Genomic DNA, 24,269 nt, shown 5'->3' on the forward strand with positions numbered 1-24,269 from the left:
TCCTTACAGTTTCTGAAACGCCGGGCTGTACCGGCCGTTGGTGCCATAAAGAATCACCGACAGCGCCAGCAGCCCGATGATGACCATGATGTCCCGCAGGGACGCTTCGAGGAACAGATTGACCAGCAGGTAACCCGCGCCGAGCACCGCCAGCAAGGCCGGTAGCGGCCATAGCGGCATGCGGTAGGGATGCTCGCGGTCGCGCAGCAGTACCCGGCTCATCAGCGCGCTGAGGGCGACGATCAGGTACACCAGCATGATCAGCAGCACGCTGAAGGACGTCAGGTCCGCCAGGTTCGAGCTGAAGCTCAGCACCGCCGAGGGAATGGCCAGGAACAGGGTCGCCAGCCAGGGTGAATCCCAGCGCGGGTGAATGCGGGTGAACAGGCGATTGATAGTGGGCGTCCACAGCGCATCGCGGCCACTGCTGAACACCACCCGACCGATCTGGATGACGATGGCGACAATGGCATTGAACACCGAAAGGAAAATCCCGCCGCTGACCACCCGGGCCAGGGTCTCGTTGCCATGGCTGGTGAGCAGGTAACCGATGGGGTCGGGGCTGGCGAGCATCGCGCTCAAGGATGGCGCGCCGATCAGCAGCGCGGTGAGCGGCACCAGTTCGATGATCACCACCAGCACCAGGGACCACAGCACCGCCTTGTGCACCCCGCGGCCCTTGCATTTCATGTCTTCGGCCAGCAGCACCGCCGGGCCGTAGCCGTTGTAGGAAAACAGGCCGATGCCCACCGCGCCGATCACCAGTGCCCAGGGCGCCAGTTGCAAGGCGCCGTGATCGACGATCTGCGGTTGCAGCAGAATGCTCACCGGCTGCGAGGCATTGCCGAAGCCGAGCCAGACAATCACCAGCAAGGCCGCCACTTCCAGCAGCAGGCACGTGCCGGTGATCCAGGCATTGAGCTTGATATTGAGGATGCCCAGCAGGTAACTGCAGACCACGATCACCAGGGCCACGGTCTGGGAATCGAAGTTCGTGCCCAGGGCGTTGTTCAGGTAGGTGGCGGCACCAGTGGCCAGCACCGGCGGAATGAACAGCAGCATCACCAGCACCGTGAGGAAGGTGGCATAACCGGCCATGCCGCCGAACACTCGCTTGGCGTATACATACTCGCCGCCGGCGCTGTTGTGGGCGCGGCCCAGCTCGGCGTAGCAAAAGGCGAACATCAGGGCCAGCAACCCGGCCATGACGAAGGCCAGGAACACCCCGCTACCGGCCTGATGGATGGCGAAGGGGGCGATCACGAACACTGAACTGGCGGGGGTCACACCGGACACGGTGATGGCCACCACATCGAACACACTCAAGGTAGGTTTCAGCGCACCGTCGGGCGCAGAGGGAGAGCTCATATCGTTATCCTCGTGTTTATTGTTGGTCTGAGGCAGAAACGAAATTCATCGGGCGGGTGCGTTCTGGGGCGCACTTGCTGGGAGCTACTCTAGGCAGATGCAGACCATCACCCAATTCCCCTATTGGAGTACTCCCCTTGACGACGGCGGTTAAATCGACGAAACCGGGCCACGACATTTCAGCGGATCAACGGAGCAACGCCTTTGAGTAACCTGTTCAGGGAAGTGGGCCTGCATGCCGGCCTGGGCCGCACCCTCACATTGATCGGCAATCCACGCTTCTGGAAACAGCTGATCCTGCTGCTGCACCAGGCTACGCCGTTCGACAACGCCCTGGCGATCTTCTACCCGCTGGACGGCCCGCCCCGGGCCCTGGAGGAATATGACGCCGAACCCAGCAGCAAACCGGCGTCCATGCTCACCTACCTCAACGGCCTGTACCTGCTGGACCCCTTCTTCCAGGCCTGTCGCGAAGGCTACCCCAGCGGCCTGTACCGCCTGGAAGAGGTGGCCCCGGACCATTTCCGCCAGAGCGAATACTTTCTCAGCTACTTCCACGACAACGTCCTGGAAGACGAAGTGCAGTTGATTCTGCAACTGCCCGAGGCTGGCACCCTGTCGCTTTCCCTGGGCAGCCAGCGCGTCTTCAGCCACGACGAGATCGGCCTGCTCACCACCTTTTCAGCCTGGGTACTGCCGCTGATGGAGCAGCACTGGCAACACAGCCAGGCCCGCCCCCAAGGCCCTGCGCCCCAGGAAATGGCCAGCCAGATCCGCGACGCCCTGAGCCATTTCGGCAGCGCCGTACTTTCGGAGCGGGAGCTGGAGATAGCCCGCCTGATCCTCCGGGGATTTTCTTCAAAGGCCATGGCAGAACGGCTGAAGATCTCGCCAGACACCATCAAGGTCCACCGCCGCCACCTCTACGCCAAGCTGGATATCTCCAGCCAGCCGGAGCTGTTCTCGCTGTTTATCCAATCCCTGGGGCACGACCTGGAAAATCCGTGATTGCCGGTCTGCCAGCGGCCATCTGCCGCACGTCATCCGCTATCTGCTATCTGCTATCTGCTATCTGCTATCTGCTATCTGCTATCGGTAGGAGCTGGCTTGCCAGCGAAGGCGCATTCAAGTTCGACGCATGCCTTACGGTCCTTTTCGCCGGCAAGCCGGCTCCTATAGACGAAGGCGCATTCAAGAGCGGCGCATGCCTTGCGGTGCCGCCGCCGGCAACGACGGCGGCACCGCAAGGGCCATGCCGTCAGGCGTTCAGGGACCGGGCGCGGAAATCCCGGGGCGATTGTTCGAAATGCTTCTTGAAGGTACGGCTGAAATGCGCCGAATCGGTGAAGCCCCATTTGAAGGCAATGTCGGTGATGGATTCGTTGCGCAGGTGCGGATTGCTCAGGTCCGCGGCGCTGCGCTTGAGCCGCGAGCGCTGGATGAAGCGGCAAACGCTGTCCCCCTGCTCCTCGAACAGCCGGTACAGCTGGCGCACCGAGATATTCAGCTGGCCGGCCAGTGACACCGGAGTCAGGCCCGGCTCATTGAGGGACTGGCTGATCAACTGCCGCGCCTGATCACGCAGGCATCCGCCATGCAGGCCCTCGTCAAAGCCATCCAGGCTGTTGACGGTCTGGCGCAAGGTCGGACCGAGCAAGGCAATCAGGGCTTCCTGCAAGGCCTGCCCTTCCTGCTGGGCCGCACAACCCTGCAACTCGCCGGCGCAGATCTGCTCCACCAGCAAACGCATCAGGCGCCCGCTGGCGCAATTTTGCGACAACTTGCCGAACTTGCGCTGCTGGGCCGGCAGGTGGCGGTAGACCTCCTCCCGGCACAGATGGAACGAAGCATGCTCGATCAGGCCATGGGGCACGATCTCGCAGGCTCCGGCGGAGTCCAGCAGCGCCATGTCCCCCGGGGCCAGTTCGACACTTTCGCCGCCCTGGCTCAAGCGCGCATGGCCGCTGCGCTGGATGATGAGGAAGCAATGGCGATCGTCCTCATGATCGACCTTGGTGCTCTGGCGGGAGATCAGCCCGGCGTTGGTGCGGATCTGCGCCACCTCCAGCCCGGCGTAATCCTGCATGCCCACTTCACCAATGAACAAGGCGGGATTGCGCGCCGGACGGGCATCGAATCGACCGCAGACGCCCTGCAGGGCGCCCACCCAGGAACTGAAACTATGCGAAGCAAGCACTGTGCACCTCCAGAAGCCGGTTCCAACCGCCTTTGTTGTTATGGCGATATCATTAACATGTTATCTATTTGCCAGGCAAGGCGCCTGACAGCATGGATAGTCTGTTATGGCTTAAGCAGGCTGTATGCCAGCGCTTACGGTTATGTCCCTCAGAAATCTCGCAGTAGCTTGTACAACTCAGTGAAGCTGCCCAGTAGCGCCGCCCGCTGTTCAGCGCTCAAGCGGATATAGCGGCGGAACCCGGGCAGGCGGTTGACCACTTCGCTGGCGCCGAAATGCTCCAGGTGCACCTGCCAGCCCTGGGCATCGCGCCGCAATTCCAGGTGTTTGAAATCCAGGGGCAACAGGTGCTCCAGCAAGCGCTGGTCACTGCACAGGCGCTGTAGCAGCGGCGCCCATTCAGCGTCCTCCCCCGTGAGCAGCCGAGCTGCGACACCCTGACGGCGGATCGCGCCAGTGTGACGCAGACGGATCCGCGCCTGCCGGGCCGTGTCACAAGGCACCGGCAGGCGCCACTCACAGGCCACGATATGCATCAGGAACTGCGCCTGGGCGCGCTCTTGCACCTCGAACCTCAAACCGTTTTGCGGGCAATGAAAACCGCCCTGCACCTGGCTCCGTGGAGTGAAATCGAGCCCCGCCAGATCCCGACGCAACTGCCCCAGGGTCAGCCCCGGGCGATAGCCCGATGGCGCGCGGTTCCACAGTTCAAAGAGGTTTTGCCGCCAGCTTGAAAGATTCATCAGGCGCGCTCTCCCGTAGGTTATGAGCGGTATCCGGATTCAGGCCCAGCGCCTGTTCCAGCACCTCCTCCACCGGCACCGGGCGAAACGGATTGACCTTCTGCACCAGCAGGGTCCAGACCAGCGCATAGATCGCGGTCAGGCCCAGCATGCTGCCGAAAGGCACATAGATGTCCCGCGGATTCATGCCCGGCGGCGTGATGAACCACATGCCCAGCAGGATGCCCACCGAAGACAGGATCTGCGGCAGCGGAAACCACGGCGACTTGTAGGCCCGGGGCAGGTCCGGCCGGCGAATGCGCAGCATCACCACTGACAGGGTGACCAGCAGATAGGCAGTGCTCCAGGCACAGACCGCCGCCAGCACCAGGTGCATGATGCTGTCGGTGCTGCCCCCCAGCCACCAGGCATGCAGGCAGGGAATCAGCACGGCTACGGCAATGCACAGCAACGGCGTCTTGAAGCGCGGGTGCAGGTAAGTGAAGACCTTCGGCAACGCCCCATCCAGAGCCATGCCGTAAAGGATCCGCGGCAAGCCGGCCATCAGCGTGTTGATGGTGGCGGCGCCGGCGAACAGCAGGCCGATGCCCAGCCAGATACGGCCGAAGGGCCCCATGATCTGCTCGGCAAAATGCGGAATGGCCATGGGCGTATCCAGCAGGTGCACGCTGCCATCCTCGCTCAGGGCGATGTTTTCCACTTGGCGCTTCATCGCCGCGCCATAGATGAACATGCACACCGCTACCCCCACCAGCCCCAGGGCCATGGCCCGGGGAATGGTCCGGGCGGCCTTGCGCACATCCGGCGTCAGGGGCGTGACGAATTCACAGCCGACGAACATGAACATGGCCATGCCCACCAGGGACAGGATGGTCGGCAGGTCGGTACCCACCATCGAGGCGCCGAACCAGCCATCGAGCTGCACCGCCGGTGCCTTGAGCACCCCGAGCACGCCAAAGATGATCAGGGTGGTCCACATGCCGAAGGTCAGGATCACCTCGGCACGGCTGAAGGCGGTGATGCCCAAGGCGTTCAGCGCACCGAAGAACAGCACCAGCCCCACCCCCACCAGCCAGGCACTGCCGCTCTGCTCCAGCAGGGTGTTGAGGGACTCGAAGTTAACCAGGGCCATGACTCCACTGAGAATGGTCTCCGCGGTGCCGGCGAACACGTGCACGATCAGGTAGGCGGACAAGGTCCCGGTGATGGCGAAAAAACGCCCCAGGCCACAGGCCAGATAGTCATAGACCGAACCGTTGGTGGGCAGCAGGCAGGCCGCTTCGGCGAAGGTGGTGGATTGCGCCAGCATCATCACCAGGGCGATCACCATCGCCATGGCAAAGGCGCCACCGCCGATACCAAAGCCCGTGGTGGCCGTGAGGATCACCGGGCTGGCCATGATCAAGCCCACGGCACTGGCCAGGGCCGTGGGAAAGCCGACTACACCTTGATCCAGGTGGCGGCTGAGTCTGTCGTTGAGCGACATGGTGGTAAACCTCGAAAGCATGGGTTGATGATTGTTGTTCTAGGCATTTCAAGGGCACGCCTGATGGCGGAGTGCTTGGCTGTCTGACGCAGCTGTCTTCATGTTCACACCCTGTAGGAGCTGGCTTGCCACGAAGGCGTCGGCAAGATCACCGCCCAATCCAGGGGCCTCTTCGTCGGCCAGCCGGCTCCTACAGTAAACCGGTTGGCCCTGCCCCCGCAGGGGCCGGCTGGCCGGCGAAGGCGTTCGGCTCAATAAGCGATGCACACCGACTTGTTCTCGGTGTAGGCCTCGATGGCCGCATGGCCCATCTCGCGACCGATGCCCGACTGCTTGTAGCCACCGAAGGGCATCGACGGGTCCAGCATGTTGTGGGTGTTGACCCAGACAGTGCCGGCCTTGATCTGCGGAATCAGCTGCATGACCCGCCCCAGGTCGTTGGACCAGATGCTCGCCCCCAGCCCGTACTGGTTGTCATTGGCCAGGCCCACCACTTCGTCCAGGGTGTCGAACGGCGTGGCCACCACCACCGGGCCGAAGATCTCCTCGCGCACCAGTTGCTGGTCGGCGTGCACATCGGCCACCACCGTCGGGCGCACATAGAAGCCCCGCTCGCCATGGGCGACACCGCCACAGAGCAGCCGGGCGCCCTCTTCGACTCCGCGCTGGACCATCTGCAGCACGCGCTTCTGCTGCTTGGCGGAAATCAGCGGATTGATCTGTGCCTGCTCGTCCAGCCCCGGCCCGATGCTCAGGGACCCGGCAATGGCCACCAGGCGCTCCAGCACCTCGTTATAGATACGGCGCTGGATGTAAAGCCGCGAACCCGCCGTGCACACCTGCCCCTGGTTGAAGAAGATCGCCCCGGCGGCGCCGGCGGCGGCGGTCTGCGGGTCGCAGTCGTCAAGCACGATCACCGGCGATTTGCCGCCCAGCTCCAGGGAAAAACGGGTCATGTTGTCCACCGCGGCATGGCCGATCAGCTTGCCCACCTGGGTCGAGCCGGTGAACGCCAGTTTGTCGATTCCCGAATGGGCGGCCAGGGCCGCGCCGGCCTGGGCGCCACTGCCGGTGACCACGTTGACCACCCCGGGGGCGATCCCCGCTTCCAGGCACAACTGGCCCAGGCGCAACGCGGTCAGCGGGGTTTCGTCCGCCGGCTTGAGCACCACGGTGCAGCCACAGGCCAGGGCCGGAACGATTTTCCAGATGGCCATCAGCAGCGGGAAGTTCCACGGCACGATGGCCCCCACCACGCCCACCGGCTCCGGCACGGTGTAGGCCCGGTACTGCGCCCCGGGCACTGCGGCGATGGAAACATCCAGGCTCTTGCCCTCGATCTTGGTGGCCCAGCCGGCCATGTAGCGGGTGAACTCTGCGGCCGCTCCCACCTCCAGGGCCCGGGCCAGGTGGATCGACTGGCCGTTGTTGAGGGTTTCCAACTGCGCCAGTTCCTCGCCATTGGCTTCCAGCAGGTCCGCCAGCTTCAGCAGCAGGCGCTCGCGGTCGGCGGGGCGCTGCGCCTTCCAACTCCCCTCGAAGGCCCGACGTGCGGCGTTCACCGCCAGGTCGATATCGGCCTGGGCGGCTGCCGCGACCTCGGCCAATTGTTCGCCACTGGCGGGGTTGTACACCGCCATCCGCGCACCGCTGAGGGCCGGCTGGCTGTGACCGTCGATCAGCAGGCCATGCTGACTGTCTATGAATGCAGCGACACGTGGGTCGATGGCAACGCTCATCTTGAATCCTCGCAGGTAGACCTAGTTCGAGATGGACTTTGAGCGCAAAGACGCACGCCGTCTTGACCCTGGCTGCCGCGAAACTTGGCCCTGGCTGCCAGCCCCGCCAGGGCCTTCGCTGGCAAGCCAGCCCCTGCAGGTGCGCGCCATTTACCAGCGAACAGGCCCGCAAACCCGCCACTGGCAGCCTGGGTCAAGTGCCCTGGCACACAGAGGCAAGCCAGGGGCGCATAAATGACGCACTAATATCTCCACGCTGTCCGTGCGTTATCAGGAGACTCAACGTGAGCGAACCAAGCCGTTTCTGGCACCCCATGCTGCACCCCAACGAAATGAAGCAACGCGAGCCGATCCGCATCGTCCGTGGCGACGGCTGCTATGTGTATGACGACAAGGGCCACCAGCTGGTGGATGGCGTTGCCGGGTTGTGGAACGTCAACGTCGGCCACAACCGCAAGGAAGTGAAGGCGGCGATCACCGCGCAACTTGATGAACTGGAATACTTCCAGCTGTTCGACGGGGTCAGCCATCCCCGGGCTGAAGAACTGTCGCGGGTGGTGATGAACCTGCTGGAACCCGAGGACATGCGCCGGGTGGCCTTCAGCTCCGGCGGCTCGGACGCCATCGAAAGCGCTTTGAAGCTGGCCCGCCAGTACTGGAAGCTCGAAGGCCAGGCCGACCGCACCAAGTTCATTTCCCTGCGCCAGGGCTACCACGGCACCCACTTCGGCGGCGCCTCGGTCAACGGCAACACGGTGTTCCGCCGCAACTACGAGCCGCTGCTGCCGGGCTGCTACCACATCGATACCCCCTGGCTGTACCGCAACCCCTACAGCCAGGACCCGGAAGAGCTGGGCAAGATCTGCGCCGACCTGCTGGAGCGGGAAATCCAGTTCCAGAGCCCGGACACCGTCGCCGCCTTCATTGCCGAGCCGATCCAGGGCGCTGGCGGCGTGATAGTGCCACCGGCCAACTACTGGCCGCTGATCCGTGAAGTCTGCGACAAGTACGGCGTATTGCTGATCGCCGACGAAGTGGTCACCGGCTTCGGTCGCAGCGGCTCGATGTTCGGCAGCCGCCTGTGGGGCGTCAAGCCCGACATCATGTGCCTGGCCAAGGGCATCACCTCGGGCTACATCCCCCTGGGCGCCACGGTGGTCAACCGGCGCATCGAAGAAGCCTTCGAGAAGAACGCCAACTTCACCGGGGCCATCATGCATGGCTACACCTACTCCGGGCACCCGGTAGCCTGCGCCGCCGCCCTGGCGTGCCTGGACATCGTGGTCAAGGAGGACCTGCCGGCCAACGCCGCGAAAATGGGCGACTACATGCTCGACAAGCTGCAGCCCTTCGTCGAGCGCTTCGACACCGTCGGCGAAGTGCGCGGCAAGGGTCTGATGCTGGCCCTGGACCTGGTGGCGGACAAGACCACCCGCGAACCCATCGACCCCATGAGCGGCTACGCCAATCAGGTGGCACAGATCGCCCGGGACAACGGGGTCATGGTGCGCCCGGTGGGCACCAAGATCATTCTCTCGCCGCCCCTGGTGATCCAGCAGGCACAGGCCGATGCCATAGTCGACGCCCTGGCCGAAGGCTTGAGCAAGGCCCGCCGCTAACCCCGGCAGCAAGCTGCGATCGAGGCAATCACGATCGCAGCTTGCGGCGCTGGAGGCTTGCCAGGCACGCCCAGCAGGGTTTCACTGTGGCAGTCCGGGTTCCGGACAGGATCAATCCACGTCCTTGCGCCCCTTTCACCGAGCCACTGCCCCAGGTGCAGCCAGGAGCCATCCGATGAACGCACCCGCCTCCCTGCCCGGCCCCCATGAACTGGGCCACCGCTGCATCGCCGCTTTCACCCGGGTAGTACCCGCCAGCCTCTGCGCCTTCTACCGCATCGATGCCCAACTGCAGGCCCGGGATTTTTCGCTGTACCGCATGCCGGAGCAGATGCACCAGGCCTACCTGCAGCACTTTCGCCACTACGACCCCCTGCAACCTCGTCACTGCGCCGCGGCGGGGCGCCCGGTGCTGTCTCTGCACATGGGCATGGCCCACCAGGGCCATCACGAGAGCGAGGTTTATCAGGGGTTCCTGCAGCGCCATGGGGTACTGGATGTGGTGGAAATCCTGGCCTGCGATGGCGAACGGCCGGTCGCCGGCCTGTCGCTGCTGCGCGACGTCGGGCTGGGGCACTTCAGCGTGGAGGAACTGGGCACCCTGCATGCCTTGCAAGGCCTGCTGGAGATTGCGGCCCTGGCGCCCTGGTCCCAGGTCGATGAGCGCCTGTCGGGCCTGACACCCCGGGAGCGGGAAATCGCCTGGCTGCTGCGCGACGGCGCAGACAACAAGACCATCGCCCGGCGCCTGGACCTGGGCCTGCCCACGGTCAAGACCCACTTGATCAACCTGTTCCGCAAGGTCGGCGCCAGTAACCGTACGGAGCTGGTCAGAGCGCTGTTCCTGTAAAGCCCGGGCACTTCAACCATAAGGTTGATGGGCAACCCGGGGCTGGCGGCCGAACATGCAGCTCTCCTTGCTGACAAGAGCCTTGCCATGAACCCGCAACCTGAATGGATCACCGTCGGAGCCCTCGCCGATGGCTTTGCCGAAGACAATCACATCCTCCCGGCGGTCGACGACCTGGCCGGTCGCCACCTGACCCTGCACTTCGACAACCACTGGCAGATCGAACACCATTTCGCCGCCCACACCCTGCGCTGGAACAACGTCGGGGAAGCGGCCGGCGCCGAGTTGCCCTATCGCGCAACCTGCCTGCGCCCCGGCATCTACCTGGTGGACTTCCTCAAGCACGAACAGGGGCAGATCCACTCGGTGAGCCTGGTCCTGGACCTTGAGCAGCAATGCTTCAGCGCCGTCATCGGGCAGATGCCCAGCCAGGCCGAATCCAGCGTCGACCTGTTCAGCCGGGCCCTGGCCGGTGGCGAGCTGACCTCGGTCAAGGCCCAGTTTCTCCACGGCGCCATCGACACGCCGGTCACCACCAGCACGCCACGCCATGAACCCACCGATGAACTGGTGGGCCTGCGCAACCAGTACATCTACAGCGCCAGCGAGGCCTACGAGCACATCTACCTGAATGCCAACTTCTACAGCTGGCAATGCCTGCGGGGCGTCGAACAGGGGCTGGCGGATACCGACCGCTGCCACTACTACAAGATCGCCGAGCAGCTGTACCTGTTCGTCTGGCGAGAAAAGATCGTCCCGACCCTGGGCCTGGTGCTGATCGACCTCAAGGCCGGTCGCAGCGACGGCAAGATCTTCGGCTACCAGGGTGCCGACTTCAGCAGCGCCGCCAACTTTCCGGTGGGAGCCCTGGCAGAGGTGCTCAACCGTACCCGGCACCGCTGATACCCGCCCCCTGGCTCCAGGCTGCCGGCCCAGGCCGGCACCTGGGCCAGCCAGCCCTCTTCCTCACAGGACACTGCCATGACTCTGGGCCTCGATCTGCAACGCGTCGCCAGTTGCTACCAGACCGAACTGCAACTGTTTGCCGAGAAACACCCGCGCTCCGGCGCTTTCTACCAGGAAAACCTCCAGCATTGGCTGTACGGCGCGCCCTTGCACTGGATGCAGCAATGGCCCGGCTCCTACCCGATCATGGTGGCCGACGCCCAGGGCGCGACCCTCACCGATTGCGACGGTCATCACTACGTGGACTTTGCCCTGGGTGACACCGGAGCGATGTTCGGCCACGCCCAACCGGCGGTCGCCGCTGCCATCGCCGAACAGGCACTGCATGGTTCGACCCTGATGCTGCCCACGGCCGACAGCCTGTGGGTCGGCAAGGAACTGACCCGGCGCTTTGGCCTGCCCTACTGGCAGGTCACCACCTCGGCCACCGACGCCAACCGTTTTGTCCTGCGCCTGTGCCGGATGATCACCGGGCGGCAGAAGGTCCTGGTGTTCAACTGCAACTACCACGGCAGCGTCGACGAGTCCCAGGTGGAGTTCGACGCCCAGGGCCAGATGATCCCGCGGGACGGCGTGCACCCCAACGGCCTGCAGCACCAGGCCACCACGCGGCTGGTGGAGTTCAACGACCTGCCGGCCCTGGAAGCGGCCCTGGCCCATGGCGACGTGGCCGCGGTACTCACCGAACCCTTCATGACCAACGTCGGCATGGTGCCGCCAGCCCCGGGCTTTCATGATGGCCTGCGGGAGCTGACCCGGCGCTACGAGGTGCCGCTGATCATCGACGAGACCCATACCCTGTCCTGCGGCCCCGGCGGCTATTGCGGCGAGCACGGGTTGCAGCCGGATTTCTTCGTTCTCGGCAAATCCATCGCCGGTGGCATTCCCACGGCGGTCTGGGGCGCCAGCCAGGCCATGGCCGAACGGATCTGGCAGGTGCTGCCGCATTTCCAGCCGGGCCAGGCGATCAACCATTTCGGCTTCGGCGGCACTCTGGCCGGCAACGCCCTGCAGATGGCGGCCATGCGCGCCACCTTCAGCGAAGTGATGAACGAGGCCAGCTACGCCCATATGTTCCATCTCGCCGAGCGCCTGCGGGCCGGGGTCGAAGCCATCATCCACAAGCACCGCCTGCCCTGGCACGTGACCCGCATCGGTGCCCGGGTCGAATACCTGTTCATGCAGCAGCCTCCGCGCAACGGCGGTGAGGCCCATCATGCCCGCCATGGGCTGATCGAAGCCTATCTGCACCTGTACCTGCTCAATCGCGGGGTGTTGCTGACGCCGTTCCACAACATGGCGCTGCTGTGCCCGACCGCCAGCGAGGCGCAGGTCGACCTGCACAACCGCCTGCTGGACCAGTGCCTGGCCCAGGTTCTGCCAGGAGCAGGCTCATGAACCAGGATCTGCGTGGGCGCATCGCCCTGGTCACCGGTTCCGGCCAGGGCATCGGCCGGGCCATCGCCCAACTGTTCGCCGCCCAGGGGGCCAGGGTCATGCTGGCGACCCGCAGCGCGGCATCAGGCGATGAAACCCTGCGGCTGATTCGCCAAGCCGGCGGCACCGCCGAACTGCTGCCTGTGGACCTGGGCACCCGCAATGCCGCCGAACAGGCAGTGGCGGCAACCCTGGAGGCCTTCGGCGGCCTCGACCTGCTGCTGCACAATGCCGCGATCTTTCCGATGCAGAAGCTGGCCGAACTGGAGGATGAAACCCTGGACAGCACCCTGGCGGTGAACCTGAAAAGCTGCTTCTGGCTGACCCGGGCCGCCTTGCCGGCGTTGCGTCGGTCCCAGCAGCCGAGGATCGTCATCACCTCCTCGGTCACCGGCCCGCGCACGGCGATTCCCGGGCTCGCCCACTACGCGGCCTCCAAGGCCGGGGTCAATGGTTTCATCCGCGCTGCCGCGCTGGAGCTGGCGGAATATGCAATCACGGTCAACGGCGTGGAGCCCGGGCTGATTGCCACCCAGGCCATGGACAATCTCGGCGACGCTTCGACCCTGGCTTCGAGCATTCCCCTGAAGCGCCTGGGCAGCGCCGAGGATATTGCCTGGGCCATGCTGTTCCTGGCGTCACGGCAAGCGGGCTATATCACCGGCCAGACCCTGGTGGTGGATGGCGGCGCCCTGCTCCCGGAAAACACCCAGCTATAGAAACTGCCGCCCTCCACACCGGCACCTAAGAGGCGGACCGGCTGGCGCCCTCCAGGGAGAACGACGGGCGTAGGAGCTGGCCTGCCAGCGAAGGCGACCCCGAGCGCAACACAGGGCTTGAGGCCCTCTTCGTCGGCAAGCCGGCTCCTACGAAGGGTCAGGTCAGCTGCCGCTGCGGATCTTGTTCCACAGGCGGGTGCGGATGCGGTCGATGTCCAGCGGCATGGCCTCCAGGGCAAACAGCTTGTCCATCATTTCCGGGCTCGGATAGACCTTGGTGTCGTTCTTGATGGCCGGGTCGATCAGGCTGTCGGCCTGCAGGTTGCCATTGGCGTAGTGCACGTAGTTGCTCACGCCGGCCATCACTTCGGGGCGCAGCAGGTAGTTCATGAAGGCATAGCCGGCCTGCTCATCCGGGGCATCCACTGGCATGGCCACCATGTCGAACCAGATCGGCGAGCCTTCCTTGGGAATCGAGTAGCCGATCTCCACCCCGTTCTTCGCCTCCCTGGCACGGCTTTCCGCTTGCAGGATGTCGCCGGAGAATCCCACCGCCACGCAGATATTGCCGTTGGCCAGGTCGCTGGTGTACTTCGACGAGTGGAAGTAGCTGACATAAGGCCGGACCTTCATCAGCAACGCCTCGGCCTGCTTGTAGTCAGCCGGGTTCTTGCTGTGGTGCGCCAGCCCGAGGTAATTGAGAGCGGTAGGGATCAGTTCCGGGCCGTTGTCGAGGATCGCCACCCCGCACTTCTGCAGCTTCTGCATGTACTCGGGCTTGAAGATCAGGTCCCAGGAATCCAGTGGGGCATCGTTGCCCAGCACTTCCTTGATCTTGGCCACGTTGTAGCCAATGCCGGTGCTGCCCCAGAGGTAGGGGAAGCCGTGCTGGTTGCCCGGGTCGTTGACCTCCAGGGCCTTGAGCAGCACCGGGTTGAGGTTCTTCCAGTTGGGCAACTGGCTCTTGTCGAGCTTCTTCAGTGCCCCGCCCTGAATCTGCCGGGCCATGAAGTGGTTGGAAGGAAACACCACGTCATACCCGGATTTTCCGGTCATCAACTTGCCGTCCAGGGTCTCGTTGCTGTCATAGACGTCGTAGGTGAAACCAATCCCGGTTTCCTTCTGGAAGGCCTTGGTGGTGTCCGGGGCGATGTAGTCCGACCAGTTGTAGATCTTCACCGTATCGGCCTGGGCCAGGGACGTGGCCAGGAACAACGGGCTGAGCAATAGCAACGCGCAAGTCTTGCGGATCATGAGTCGATACCTGTGGCTGGTTTTGTTGTTGGCAGGCAATCAAGGGATCAGAAAATCAAGACGTAGGTCTTGCGCACCGTTTCCTGGATATCCCAGATCCCGGTGCTGTTGGCCGGCAACATCAGTGCATCGCCGGCTTCTATGTGCAGGGTTTCGCCGTTGTCCGGGGTGAAGGTGCAACGGCCCTGGATGAAGTGGCAGAACTCCTGGGCCACGATCTGCCGCCGCCAGCGCCCCGGGGTGCATTCCCAGATGCCGGTCTCGACCCCGTCGTTGCGTTCGACGGCGGTCACCGAGGTCACGGCCACCGGAGTGCCCAGGGGCACCGCCACTGGTGCCGATTCGGCCAGGATGGCGGTGGCGGTTTGCTTGAATTGGGTGATGCTCATGGTTCTACCTTTCGACGGAAAATCCGAACGGACAGCGTTCGGTACATAGAGGCCGGCTCAGTGCATGAAACCTTCCATGAAGCCGGCGATCCGGCTGGCCATCCTGCGCCGCCATGGAGCCGAGGCCGGGTTGGCCAGGGTCTGGTCCTCGTGGACGAAGCTGCGAATGATCGCGTTGTAGCCCAGCCAGCGGCACGGCTCCGGCTCCCAGGCCCGCAGGGCCTCCAGGCCGCACTCGGGCATGACCCAGGGCTGGTGTACCAGAGGGCTGTCGCGTTCCAGGATCAGGTCCGCCAGGGTCCGGCCGCCGAGGTTGCTGGCGCCGACGCCCTCGCCGCCATAGCCGCCGGACAGGGCGATGCCCTTGCGCCGGTCGCAGAGCATATGCGGCTTGAAGTGCCGGGACATGCCCAGGTTGCCGCCCCAGGAATGGCTGATGCGCACGTTCTTGAGTTGCGGGAACAGCTCGCCGAACAGGTAGCGGCGCAGTTCCACTTCGTCACGGGTCAGGTCGAAGTCATGGCGCAGCTTGCTGGCGAACTGATAGCCGCCCCGGGCACCGAACACCAGCCGGTTGTCCATGGAGCGCTGGCCATAAGTCACCTGTCGGCTGCTTTCGCTGAAGGCCTGGCCCTGGCTCAGGCCGATTTCTTCCCAGACGGACTCCGCCAGCGGCTCGGTGGCCACCAGCAGGCTTTGCACCGGCAACTGGTAGCGGCCCAGGGGCGGCAAGGTGACCGAATAGCCTTCCACTGCCGGCACTATCCAGCGGCTGCGCACCGAAGCCTGGGCCGTCTGCAGGCTGCCGGACTGCCAATGGGTCACCGGGCTGTTTTCATAGAGGGTCACCCCCAGGCGCTCAACCGCCCGGGCCAGGCCGCGCACCAGCTTGGCAGGCTGGATGGTGGCGCAATGCGGGGCAAAGATACCGCCATAGGGCTTGGCCAGGCGGATCTGCTGGGCCAGTTGCTCGGGGTTGAGCCAGCGGTAGTCGTCCTGGTTCAGGCCCTGGGCATAGAGCTTGTCCAGATAGTGGCGCAGGCTGGTTTCCTGCTCCGGGTAGCGGGCGGCGCAATACAGCACCCCGCCCTTGCGGTAATCGCAGTCGATGCCCTCACGTTCGATGACATTGGCCACTTCATCAGGGATGCCGTGCAACAGATCGAAGGAGGCCCGGCGCTGCTGCGGCGACAGAGCGGCCAGCAGCCGGTCTTCTCCCAGCAGGTTGCCCATCAGCCAGCCGCCATTGCGGCCCGAGGCACCAAAACCGGCGGTTTGCGCTTCGATCACCGCAATATTCAACTGCGGCGCCTGGCGCTTGAGGTAATAGGCGGTCCACAGCCCGGTATAGCCGGCGCCGATGATCGCCACGTCCAGGTCCAGGTCTTGCGCAAGCTGCGGCCGCGGCAATAGCGGCTCGTCGAGCTGGTCCATCCACAAACTGATACTGCGCCACGCTGGCATGCAAGCACTCCGCAACCCGAATTTCGAATGCGGCGATCCTAGTGCCTGGCCTCAGGGGCTGTCTTGCGCGCGTGCACGCAAAGAAATTTGCTTGGCGTAGGCCTTGGGCGACTGGCCGGTGTGCTGGCGAAAACAGCTGTAGAAGGCCGACAGCGAGTTGAACCCTGCGGCAAACGCCAGCTCGTCGATGCGCAGCGGCGGCGTGGCCTGGTCCAGCGCTGCCAGCAGATGCTGCAGGCGCGCCTGGTTGACGTAGCGGTAGAAGCTCTGCCCCAGCACCTGATTGAGCAGGTAGGAAATCTGGTTGCGGCTGTAACCGCATTCCCGGGACACCCGCTGCAGGTCCAGCTCGGGGTCCAGATACGGCTGCTGGCGCTGGAAATACTGCTGCAGGTCCTCGGCCATGAAACTCAACTGGCGCGGCGACAGCCCCAGCCGGCTGGCCGCCGGGCGCAGTCTGGCGGAGGACTTGCTCGGTGCCGGCTCCCGGACCAGTGAGGCGTACTCGTTGACCCGCCAGATCAGCCCGTCGCGCACGGTGATCGCTTCACTGGAGCGAAATGACACCAGGCCCTGGCCGCCGCGCAGGGTCACCTGGTACTGGATAAACGCGGTGTTGCCATCCAGGCGGATGCGATCGCTGTGCTCCAGGGCCTCGTCGGGAGCCCGGGGCATGCTGGCCCGCACGTATTCGCGCAGTTCCTCCAGGCCCAGGGTACGGTTCTGGAAAAAGTCGTTGTACTGGATGTCCGGGTGGTACAGCGCCATTACTCCATCCAGGTCCCGGTACTTCCAGCACAGGTGGTAGCGCATCACGGTTTCACCGGTGGCCTGGGTGTGCAGCGGCCCGTCATCGGGGGCAGACATAGGTTTCTCGAACAGGAAAAGGCGCAGCTTGCCGAACTTCGCCAAGGGCTTCAACGACCGGCCGCCGGCCAGATACGGCAGCCGCCGGGGGGTGCCTGGGAGATGACATGACTTGCATCAATAATCCGTGAGTGAACCGCCGGACGGTGGGCAAAAAAACTGCGAACCGTCACAAGCCAATGCTATTTTTAAAACCTCAACCGATCGGGTCATTGACGATCCGGTCGTTCCTACCGCGAGCACAAGGAAGCGCTCAATGAATCAAGGTGGGCCACCGATGAACAGAGTCTGGGCCAGTAAAGTCACCTTTCCCAACGCCTGCCAGCTGATGCGATGGCATTTTCATCCCATGGGTTTCGAAGCCAGCATGGATGCGCCCGGCAGCATGATCGCCCGGCTCTTCGATCGCGCCAGCGGCGAAACCATGATCGCCATCGCCGGCATTCCCTGTGCCACGGTGATGAGCGCTGCGGATGTCGAACGAATAATCGAGGCGGTGGAAGATGAGCTGGAGGCCTTTTCCCCGTCCCTGGCACTCAAGGCCTGAAGCCCCGCTGCCTCACCCGAAGCCCGCCTCGCCAGCGGGCTTTTTTCATGTCGCCTGGCGCAAGTCCTGGAAGTACGGCTTGTCTCGCGGTACCCGGTCCGAAGCCTTGGGCGCATTGCCCGAGGGGCCTTCCTGGCGGTCCACATACCAGTAGCAATGCTTGGCCGCCCGGGTGATGCCCACATAGGCCAGCCGCAGGATCTCGTCCTTTTGTGCGCTGTCGTAGGGCTCGGCATCGCCGTCCTTGCCCAACCCGGCCATGCGATAGACCTGGTTCTTGTACGGCGAACTGCTCAGGTGCTGGCAGTCGCCCAGCAGGAATACCGCATCCGCCTGCAGTCCCTTGGCGCTGTGATAGGTCAGCTGTTTCAGGCGTCGCGACCCTGGAGGCAGACTAGAATCAACATTAACTATTTGTGAAATAACGTTTTCAACCAATAACTTATCACTACTTTTTCGAAACAACATCAAGACCGAATCACCCTGCTCATAGTGCTCAGCCAGACGCTGGGCCAGGCCCTGATCATCGCGATCGAGCACCTGCACCGGCCACAGCTCTGTAGCTTCGCCGCTGGCCTTGGCCTTCTTCCCGGCAATGGCCGGCGCCGCGCGGACAATATGCTCCGCGGCATCGATCACATGCTGATGGCTGCGGTAGTTCTCGCTGAGCATGACCCGGGTGGTGCCCGGGACGGGAACTCCTTGTTGAACTCGATGAAGTACTTGGGCGAGCTGCCCCGCCAGCCGTAGATCGACTGCCAGTCGTCACCGACGCAGAGCAGCGAGGAATGCTGGGCGGCGCGCCCGATGTGCAAGGCGGCGCCTCGGCTGCGGATCGCCGCAAGGCTGGCCCTGATCCAGGAAACGATCTGCGGCGAAACATCCTGGAACTCGTCGATCATCAGGTGTGACATCGGGCGCAGGCAGGCATCGCTGAGCAGCTTGAAGTTCTCCGGCGAGCGCTCGCTGAACAGGGCGAACATACGGTTGTAGCTCATGATGGGCGGCGACTGATCCAGCAGATGGTCCTCCAGCGCTCGCCAGAACAGGCTCAGGGCCTCGAAGAAAAACCGGTCCGGATCGTCCTGGGCAAAACTCATGCCCGCGACGGCATCGCCCACTTCCAAGCCCAGGTTCTCGATAAAGCCTGCGGCGGCGACAAAGCAATCGAGCAGCGGCGCCGACGCCAGCTCACCCTTGACCTTGTAATCGAAACCCGGACCGCCATTGACCTGGGCCGAAAAGGCGCCGGCAGAACGCTTTGAAGCTTCGTAACTATCAAGCCAAATCAATGGTTTACGGCAAAAAGCTTGAAACAGGGTGCGTTTTACAGCCCACTCCGCCCGCACCGTCAGCTTGGCCCCGGGCCGGGTCAGCTGCGGGCTCTCGCGCGGGTCGAAACCCAGCACCACCCAGGCGTCCAGCTCCGCACAATAGCCATGGCTGTGAAAGGTCGCACCGTTGATTTCGAACCGCTGGCGCTGCGGCTCGATGCCCTTGATCGGCCAGGCGCCCGCGCGAAACCACAGGTCCTCCACGGTGTCGCAGAGCTCTTCATCGCGCTTGGCCGCCAGTTCGGTCACCGCCATGCGCTTTTGCACGTCAGGGTGATCGCGCTCCAGTTCCTTGAGCTGCAGGGCGTGGCGCACCAACGGCTGCAACGCCAGGCGAAAGCGCGGGTCATCGCGGTACAGTGCCTGGTAGCAGGCATTCAGGTGCCGGCGCTGGGCGTCGTTGATGCGCAGATCGAATGGGTTGCTGTCCACCTCGTCTTCGCCGCCTTGGAGCCGATCGCTGAGGTTCTCGAAGGCCTGCAGGCGCTCGAAGCCCGGCAGGCTGCGGACCATGGGCAGGATCCGCGAGTGGAAGGTCCGCACCAGCTCCCGGGCTTCCCTGGCGCCCAGTTGCCGCCCCCACAGGGCAAAGACTTGCGTGAGCTTGGTGATGAAATCCTTGCGCGACTCCCGGGTGAAGGTCACCACGGTCATGGCGTCCAGTTCGAAGCCCAGATAGTGATGCAACAGCAGCAGGCGCAGCACCAGCGAGGTTGACTTGCCGGCCCCGGCCCCGGCGATCACCGCGGTGGCGGGCGTGTCGCTGAAAATCATCTTCCACTGCGCGGCGCTGGGCTGCGCGGCGACGGGCAGCAGGCGGGCGACATCGGCCTTGAAGCGCTTTTTCAGCTCGGCGCTCAACGGCAGGCGCCAGTCATCGAACAGCCGGTCATCCACCCCGGGCGGGCGGTGCTCGGTGTTGCGGCTGTCGCGGATCAACAGCACCTGGCGGCCTTCCTCCAGCCCCTCAAGCCGGCCTTCCTGGTAGCCGTATTCCACGCCGGCAGTGTGGCCACTGCGAAAGCCATCGGCCTGACCATGCAGCCAGGAAGCCCGATGCTGGGCCCGCAGGCGGTTCAGGCCATGGCCGAAGAAGCGCGCCGCGAGGCGTTTCAACAAGGGCATCTGGGCCAGGGGCAAAAGCTCGGGAGGCAGATCGGGGGTGTGTTGCGACACGCGGACTCCAGGGTGTGAGGCTGAGCAGTAATCTTCGGCGGATTGTTCCACGGTATCCAGCCAATTGCTTGCAGGTCATTAACTTAAGCGATGAACCGAAGGTTTAACACCAACTTTGCGACAAAATAATCATCTAATTTTACGATTGGATTACGGCATTTTTTGCGCTTTTTATCGATCTATAGCTGATGAAAGATGCTCGCCATCAACCAACGGTTATCGTTTTCTGGCCCGGGTATAACGTGCCATGACGAGCCCTTAATGAGGAGAAGATCATGCTTGAACTCAGACCTTTCAGCTCCCTGGGCGGCGCGCACCACGGCTGGCTGGATGCCCACCACCATTTTTCCTTCGCCGAGTACCATGACCCCAAGCGCATGCACTGGGGCAACCTGCGGGTCTGGAACGATGATGTGATCGCCCCTGGCACCGGCTTCCCCCAGCACCCGCACCGGGACATGGAAATCATCACCTACGTTCGCGAAGGGGCCATCAGCCACCAGGACAACCTGGGCAACAAGGGCCGCACCGAAGCCGGTGATGTGCAGGTGATGAGCGCCGGCACCGGGATCGCCCACAGCGAGTACAACCTGGAAGCCACGCCAACCAAGATATTCCAGATCTGGATCATCCCCAACCAGGCAGGCTCTGCGCCTTCCTGGGGTGCCAAGCCTTTTCCCAAGGGCCAGCGTGAAGGTTTCGTGACCCTGGCCAGTGGCAAGGCTGGCGATGAGGAAAGCCTGCGGATTCGCGCCGATGCGCGGCTGGTGGCGGCCAACCTGAAGGCCGGGGAAACGGCCGAGTATCACCTGGACGACGGGCGCCGGGCTTACCTGGTTCCGGCGACTGGCGCGATTGAAGTCAACGGCTTGCGCGCCGAAGCTCGAGACGGCATCGCGATTGAGAATGAGCCGGTGCTGCGGGTGACGGCGTTGCAAGACAGCGAGATCGTGCTGGTGGATCTGGCGTGAAATACAGCGGCCAATAAAAAGGGGCGACCGTGATGGCCGCCCCTTTTTTTGTCTGACGGGCCCGGAGCGTCGGTCAGTTGCCGCTGATGGCGGTGTCCACCAGGGTCTGGGCTTCCTGCACCAGTTGCTTGAGGTGGTGGTCGCCGATGAAGCTTTCAGCGTAGATCTTGTAGATGTCTTCAGTACCCGACGGGCGTGCGGCGAACCAGCCGTTCTCCGTCATGACTTTCAGGCCGCCAATGGCCTGGTCATTGCCCGGTGCATGGCTGAGGATCTGCTGGATCGGTTCGCCGGCCAATTGGGTCGAAGTCACCTGCTGTGGCGACAGCTTGCTGAGCAGGGCCTTCTGCTGCGGGTTGGCCTTGGCATCGACGCGGACCGAGAACGGCTCACCCAGCTCGTCGCACAGGGCGCGGTAGGCCTGGCTCGGATCGCGACCGGTACGCGCGGTCATTTCCGCCGCCAGCAGGGACGGGATCAGGCCATCCTTGTCGGTGCTCCAGACGCCACCGTCGCGGCGCAGGAAAGAGGCGCCGGCGCTTTCTTCGCCGCCAAAGCCCAGTGAGCCGTCGAACAGGCCATCGGCAAACCACTTGAAGCCCACCGGCACTTCATACAGACGGCGGCCCAGGCGTGCAGCGACCCGGTCGATCAGGCCGCTGCTGACCACGGTCTTGCCCACCGCGGCATCAGCGCGCCATTGCGGGCGATTCTGGAACAGGTAATCGATGGACACCGCCAGGTAGTTGTTCGGCGCCAGCAGGCCGCCGCTCGGGGTGACGATGCCGTGGCGATCGTGATCGGGGTCGCAGGCGAAGGCCACGTCGAAGCGTTCCTTGAGGCCGATCAGGCCCTGCATGGCGTAGCTGGAGGACGGGTCCATGCGGATCTGCCCGTCCCAATCCACCGACATGAAGCGGAAAGTGGCGTCCACTTGCTTGTTCACCACCTCCAGGTCCAGGCGGTAGTGCTCGGCGATCGCCGACCAGTAGCGCACCCCTGCTCCGCCCAGCGGATCCACGCCCAGGCGCAGCTTGGCGTTGCGGATGGCGTCCAGGTCGATGACATTGATCAGGTCGGCGACGTAGGTGTTGAGGTAATCGTGGCGATGGGTGGTGTCGGCCTTCAGCGCCTGTTCGTAACTGATGCGCTTGACCCCGGCCAGCTTGGCTGCCAGCAGTTCATTGGCCTTGGCTTCGATCCACTTGGTGATGTGGGTGTCGGCCGGGCCGCCGTTGGTGGGGTTGTACTTGTAGCCGCCGCTTTGTGGCGGGTTATGGGACGGGGTGATGACGATGCCGTCCGCCAGGCCCGATGTACGCCCACGGTTGTAGCAGAGGATGGCGTGGGACACCGCTGGGGTCGGGGTGTACTCGTCGCCGGCAGCAATCATCACGGTCACGCCATTGGCCGCCAGCACTTCCAGGGCGCTGGCCCCGGCCGGGGTCGACAGGGCATGGGTGTCGATGCCGACAAACAGCGGGCCGTCGATGCCCTGGGATTCGCGGTACAGGCAAATGGCCTGGCTGATGGCCAGCACATGCCATTCGTTGAAACTCAGATCGAACGAGCTGCCACGGTGCCCGGAGGTGCCGAAGGCCACACGCTGGGTAGACACCGATGCATCAGGCTGACCGGTGTAATAAGCCGTAACCAGTCGCGGGATGTCGACCAACAATTCAGCCGGTGCCGGTTTGCCCGCAAAAGGACTGAGAGTCATGCAAAACCTCTGGAAAAGGATGGTTCGGAAATGGGCCGCAGTTTACTGGCAGTTTGACCGCAGCGCGATGGAATCTATCCCGGCGCCCCGGCCCTTTTATGCGGCAGCCGGCTTGCCGGTAAAAAGGATTCCCAGGGAGAAAACGAAAAAGCCGGCGCAAGGGCCGGCAAATCGAGGCAATAAAAAACGCCAGGCTTTGCCTGGCGTTGGGATCAGACCGGTTCGACCTGAAGCGCGACCCGTTCGCGGCATGGGCATTCATCCATGTAGCGGTGCGCCTCGACAAATTCGTTGAACGCGAATACCCGGGTCTTCAGGGGGAGCAGCACCCGGTCCGCGGTGAGCTGGTTGATGTCGCGCAACGCACGCTGCAGCGCGACCTGATCCTGGACAATTCCCAACTCCGGCTTGCCAGTGAAGTTGCCGATGCAATGGACGAAGAACTGGATGTTCTTCTGGAACGCCGCGCAGGCCGGGAACGGCGTCTGGTTGCCGCCTTGCAGGCCATAGAGCACCAGGCTGCCACGGGGCGCCAGGACATCGCCGAGCATGGACATCTGCGGGCCGCCCAGGCCGTCGAACACCACGTCGACGCCGCGGTTGTCGGTGAGCTTGTTGATCTGCATCAGCAGGTCCTGTTCCTCGGTGACAATCACCTTCTCAGCACCCAGGGACAGCAGGTATTCACGCTCTTCAGCGGTCTTGGTCGCGGCAATCACCCGCACACCCAGGGCCTTGCCCAACTGGACAAAGGACGGCCCGGCGCAATGGCTGGCGTCCGTGACCAGGGCAAACTGCCCCGGCTTGACCCGCGCCAGGTCGGCGTAGGCGAAATAGGCGATCAGCAGCGGCGTGTAATGAACAGCAGCCTCGATCGGGCTGAGAACATCGGGATAACGGGTCAGGGCCGAACGCGGCAGGACGATCAGCTCGCCATACACCGGGTAATCGTTGGGGCTTTCGGCGGGAAAACTCGCCACCTTGTCACCTACCGCCAGGTCGTCGACGCCCTCGCCCACGGCCGTGACCACACCGGCCATTTCGTGCCCCAGGCCCGAGGGCAGGCGCGCATGGGACGACGCCAGGTTCTGCCGCCAGAGCACGTCATACCAGCTGATACCGATGGCTTCGACTCGTACCTGCACTTCGCCTGGCGCAGGCAACGAGGCCGCATGCTCTTCGCATTTGAGCACCTCGGCCGGTCCAAACTTGTGAAAACGAATCGTGCGGGACATCGCAAACCTCGTCAAATTAACCTCTAATGCCGCGAACTTTATCCGGGCTTTGCAAGCAAGACTATCAGTGCCTATTAATAGTCGACATGCCTGGCATTGATTTCGTGCCCTTGAAAATCGGGGCGTACAGCGTGCTCGAACCTTGCCCGGCTACAAACAAACAACATTTAGCCGATGCAGAGTACCAG

General features: G+C 63.7%; 19 protein-coding genes and 1 pseudogene. 8 read left to right on the forward strand and 12 right to left on the reverse strand.

The genetic code is table 11. The features are described from left to right. Positions 1 to 3 precede the first annotated feature (3 nt). Positions 4 to 1,368 (reverse strand): APC family permease, encoded by a 1,365-nt coding sequence (locus KI242_RS16825; RefSeq protein WP_011061496.1) that lies wholly within the window; start codon positions 1,366 to 1,368, stop codon positions 4 to 6. Positions 1,369 to 1,572: 204 nt separating this feature from the next. Between KI242_RS16825 and KI242_RS16830 the strand changes: the two genes are divergently transcribed. After that, the gene (locus tag KI242_RS16830; RefSeq protein WP_015635760.1) at positions 1,573 to 2,376 is read left to right on the forward strand and encodes a helix-turn-helix transcriptional regulator; all 804 of its coding nucleotides are present in this window, start codon (positions 1,573 to 1,575) and stop codon (positions 2,374 to 2,376) included. A 250-nt stretch (positions 2,377 to 2,626) separates the two neighbouring features. On the opposite strand, the gene feaR is transcribed toward KI242_RS16830, so the two are convergent. The 4 genes from feaR to KI242_RS16850 all read right to left on the reverse strand — a co-directional run bounded on the left by feaR (position 2,627) and on the right by KI242_RS16850 (position 7,533). Further along, positions 2,627 to 3,565: a transcriptional regulator FeaR gene (gene feaR, locus KI242_RS16835; RefSeq protein WP_019095317.1), complete on the reverse strand. Its 939-nt coding sequence runs from the start codon at positions 3,563 to 3,565 to the stop codon at positions 2,627 to 2,629. A gap of 149 nt (positions 3,566 to 3,714) precedes the next feature. Continuing rightward, the gene (locus tag KI242_RS16840) at positions 3,715 to 4,308 is read right to left on the reverse strand and encodes a DUF3156 family protein (protein WP_210458657.1); all 594 of its coding nucleotides are present in this window, start codon (positions 4,306 to 4,308) and stop codon (positions 3,715 to 3,717) included. Further along, positions 4,274 to 5,794: an APC family permease gene (locus tag KI242_RS16845; RefSeq protein WP_212805365.1), complete on the reverse strand. Its 1,521-nt coding sequence runs from the start codon at positions 5,792 to 5,794 to the stop codon at positions 4,274 to 4,276. The genes KI242_RS16840 and KI242_RS16845 overlap by 35 nt, the downstream gene beginning before the upstream one ends. Before the next feature lie 251 nt (positions 5,795 to 6,045). Next, complete coding sequence (locus KI242_RS16850; protein ID WP_011061501.1) at positions 6,046 to 7,533, reverse strand: aldehyde dehydrogenase family protein; 1,488 nt, start codon at positions 7,531 to 7,533, stop codon at positions 6,046 to 6,048. Between the two features lie 284 nt (positions 7,534 to 7,817). On the opposite strand from KI242_RS16850, the gene KI242_RS16855 reads away from it, so the two are divergent. The 5 genes from KI242_RS16855 (at position 7,818) to KI242_RS16875 (ending at position 13,124) form a co-directional block, all read left to right on the forward strand. After that, positions 7,818 to 9,152: an aspartate aminotransferase family protein gene (locus tag KI242_RS16855; RefSeq protein WP_019095320.1), complete on the forward strand. Its 1,335-nt coding sequence runs from the start codon at positions 7,818 to 7,820 to the stop codon at positions 9,150 to 9,152. A gap of 175 nt (positions 9,153 to 9,327) precedes the next feature. After that, positions 9,328 to 10,002 (forward strand): helix-turn-helix transcriptional regulator, encoded by a 675-nt coding sequence (locus tag KI242_RS16860; RefSeq protein ID WP_011061504.1) that lies wholly within the window; start codon positions 9,328 to 9,330, stop codon positions 10,000 to 10,002. A gap of 87 nt (positions 10,003 to 10,089) precedes the next feature. Continuing rightward, positions 10,090 to 10,905: a molybdenum cofactor biosynthesis F family protein gene (locus KI242_RS16865; RefSeq protein WP_123473601.1), complete on the forward strand. Its 816-nt coding sequence runs from the start codon at positions 10,090 to 10,092 to the stop codon at positions 10,903 to 10,905. A 78-nt stretch (positions 10,906 to 10,983) separates the two neighbouring features. Then, positions 10,984 to 12,366, forward strand: coding sequence for an aspartate aminotransferase family protein (locus KI242_RS16870; protein ID WP_212805366.1), 1,383 nt, complete (start codon positions 10,984 to 10,986; stop codon positions 12,364 to 12,366). Next, on the forward strand, positions 12,363 to 13,124 hold the full coding sequence (locus KI242_RS16875; RefSeq protein ID WP_125062353.1) for an SDR family oxidoreductase: 762 nt from the start codon (positions 12,363 to 12,365) through the stop codon (positions 13,122 to 13,124). Before KI242_RS16870 ends, KI242_RS16875 begins: the two co-directional genes overlap by 4 nt. 162 nt (positions 13,125 to 13,286) lie before the next feature. Here the strand turns inward: KI242_RS16875 and KI242_RS16880 are convergent, their stop codons facing one another. The 4 genes from KI242_RS16880 to KI242_RS16895 are packed head-to-tail and all read right to left on the reverse strand — an operon-like array spanning position 13,287 to position 17,098. After that, on the reverse strand, positions 13,287 to 14,378 hold the full coding sequence (locus tag KI242_RS16880) for a polyamine ABC transporter substrate-binding protein (RefSeq protein ID WP_011061508.1): 1,092 nt from the start codon (positions 14,376 to 14,378) through the stop codon (positions 13,287 to 13,289). A gap of 47 nt (positions 14,379 to 14,425) precedes the next feature. Further along, the gene (locus tag KI242_RS16885; RefSeq protein WP_011061509.1) at positions 14,426 to 14,767 is read right to left on the reverse strand and encodes a cupin domain-containing protein; all 342 of its coding nucleotides are present in this window, start codon (positions 14,765 to 14,767) and stop codon (positions 14,426 to 14,428) included. Positions 14,768 to 14,824: 57 nt separating this feature from the next. After that, positions 14,825 to 16,231 carry an FAD-dependent oxidoreductase gene (locus tag KI242_RS16890; RefSeq protein WP_011061510.1) on the reverse strand — a complete coding sequence of 469 codons (1,407 nt, stop codon included), beginning with the start codon at positions 16,229 to 16,231 and terminating at the stop codon, positions 14,825 to 14,827. A 51-nt stretch (positions 16,232 to 16,282) separates the two neighbouring features. Further along, positions 16,283 to 17,098 (reverse strand): helix-turn-helix domain-containing protein, encoded by an 816-nt coding sequence (locus KI242_RS16895; RefSeq protein ID WP_015635772.1) that lies wholly within the window; start codon positions 17,096 to 17,098, stop codon positions 16,283 to 16,285. Between the two features lie 277 nt (positions 17,099 to 17,375). Here KI242_RS16895 and KI242_RS16900 point away from each other — a divergent pair, with 277 nt between their 5' ends. Continuing rightward, a complete protein-coding gene (locus KI242_RS16900; protein ID WP_011061512.1) occupies positions 17,376 to 17,645 on the forward strand; it encodes a DUF1652 domain-containing protein in 270 nt (89 codons plus the stop codon). A 45-nt stretch (positions 17,646 to 17,690) separates the two neighbouring features. On the opposite strand, the pseudogene KI242_RS16905 reads toward KI242_RS16900, so the two are convergent. Next, positions 17,691 to 20,155, reverse strand: a pseudogene (locus tag KI242_RS16905) (UvrD-helicase domain-containing protein). Positions 20,156 to 20,430: 275 nt separating this feature from the next. Here KI242_RS16905 and KI242_RS16910 point away from each other — a divergent pair. Beyond that, positions 20,431 to 21,126, forward strand: coding sequence for a pirin family protein (locus KI242_RS16910; protein ID WP_041118416.1), 696 nt, complete (start codon positions 20,431 to 20,433; stop codon positions 21,124 to 21,126). Between the two features lie 73 nt (positions 21,127 to 21,199). On the opposite strand, the gene pgm is transcribed toward KI242_RS16910, so the two are convergent. Together pgm and KI242_RS16920 are read right to left on the reverse strand one after the other, a co-directional pair. Continuing rightward, a complete protein-coding gene (gene pgm, locus KI242_RS16915) occupies positions 21,200 to 22,846 on the reverse strand; it encodes a phosphoglucomutase (alpha-D-glucose-1,6-bisphosphate-dependent) (protein ID WP_212805367.1) in 1,647 nt (548 codons plus the stop codon). A 212-nt stretch (positions 22,847 to 23,058) separates the two neighbouring features. Then, a complete protein-coding gene (locus tag KI242_RS16920) occupies positions 23,059 to 24,081 on the reverse strand; it encodes a zinc-dependent alcohol dehydrogenase family protein (RefSeq protein WP_011061516.1) in 1,023 nt (340 codons plus the stop codon). Between the last annotated feature and the right edge of the window lie 188 nt (positions 24,082 to 24,269).

The organism is Pseudomonas sp. Eqa60, from assembly GCF_018326405.1.
GTDB lineage: Bacteria > Pseudomonadota > Gammaproteobacteria > Pseudomonadales > Pseudomonadaceae > Aquipseudomonas > Aquipseudomonas protegens.

Bases quoted from the DNA above. Each gene is read 5' to 3' on its own strand.
- KI242_RS16825 (WP_011061496.1), bottom strand. From the start codon at position 1,368: ATGAGCTCTCCCTCTGCGCCCGACGGTGCGCTGAAACCTACCTTGAGT.
- KI242_RS16840 (WP_210458657.1), bottom strand. From the start codon at position 4,308: ATGAATCTTTCAAGCTGGCGGCAAAACCTCTTTGAACTGTGGAACCGC.
- KI242_RS16845 (WP_212805365.1), bottom strand. From the start codon at position 5,794: ATGTCGCTCAACGACAGACTCAGCCGCCACCTGGATCAAGGTGTAGTC.
- KI242_RS16850 (WP_011061501.1), bottom strand. From the start codon at position 7,533: ATGAGCGTTGCCATCGACCCACGTGTCGCTGCATTCATAGACAGTCAG.
- KI242_RS16860 (WP_011061504.1), top strand. From the start codon at position 9,328: ATGAACGCACCCGCCTCCCTGCCCGGCCCCCATGAACTGGGCCACCGC.
- KI242_RS16865 (WP_123473601.1), top strand. From the start codon at position 10,090: ATGAACCCGCAACCTGAATGGATCACCGTCGGAGCCCTCGCCGATGGC.
- KI242_RS16870 (WP_212805366.1), top strand. From the start codon at position 10,984: ATGACTCTGGGCCTCGATCTGCAACGCGTCGCCAGTTGCTACCAGACC.
- KI242_RS16875 (WP_125062353.1), top strand. From the start codon at position 12,363: ATGAACCAGGATCTGCGTGGGCGCATCGCCCTGGTCACCGGTTCCGGC.
- KI242_RS16880 (WP_011061508.1), bottom strand. From the start codon at position 14,378: ATGATCCGCAAGACTTGCGCGTTGCTATTGCTCAGCCCGTTGTTCCTG.
- KI242_RS16885 (WP_011061509.1), bottom strand. From the start codon at position 14,767: ATGAGCATCACCCAATTCAAGCAAACCGCCACCGCCATCCTGGCCGAA.
- KI242_RS16890 (WP_011061510.1), bottom strand. From the start codon at position 16,231: ATGCCAGCGTGGCGCAGTATCAGTTTGTGGATGGACCAGCTCGACGAG.
- KI242_RS16895 (WP_015635772.1), bottom strand. From the start codon at position 17,098: ATGTCTGCCCCCGATGACGGGCCGCTGCACACCCAGGCCACCGGTGAA.
- KI242_RS16900 (WP_011061512.1), top strand. From the start codon at position 17,376: ATGAACAGAGTCTGGGCCAGTAAAGTCACCTTTCCCAACGCCTGCCAG.
- KI242_RS16910 (WP_041118416.1), top strand. From the start codon at position 20,431: ATGCTTGAACTCAGACCTTTCAGCTCCCTGGGCGGCGCGCACCACGGC.
- pgm (WP_212805367.1), bottom strand. From the start codon at position 22,846: ATGACTCTCAGTCCTTTTGCGGGCAAACCGGCACCGGCTGAATTGTTG.
- KI242_RS16920 (WP_011061516.1), bottom strand. From the start codon at position 24,081: ATGTCCCGCACGATTCGTTTTCACAAGTTTGGACCGGCCGAGGTGCTC.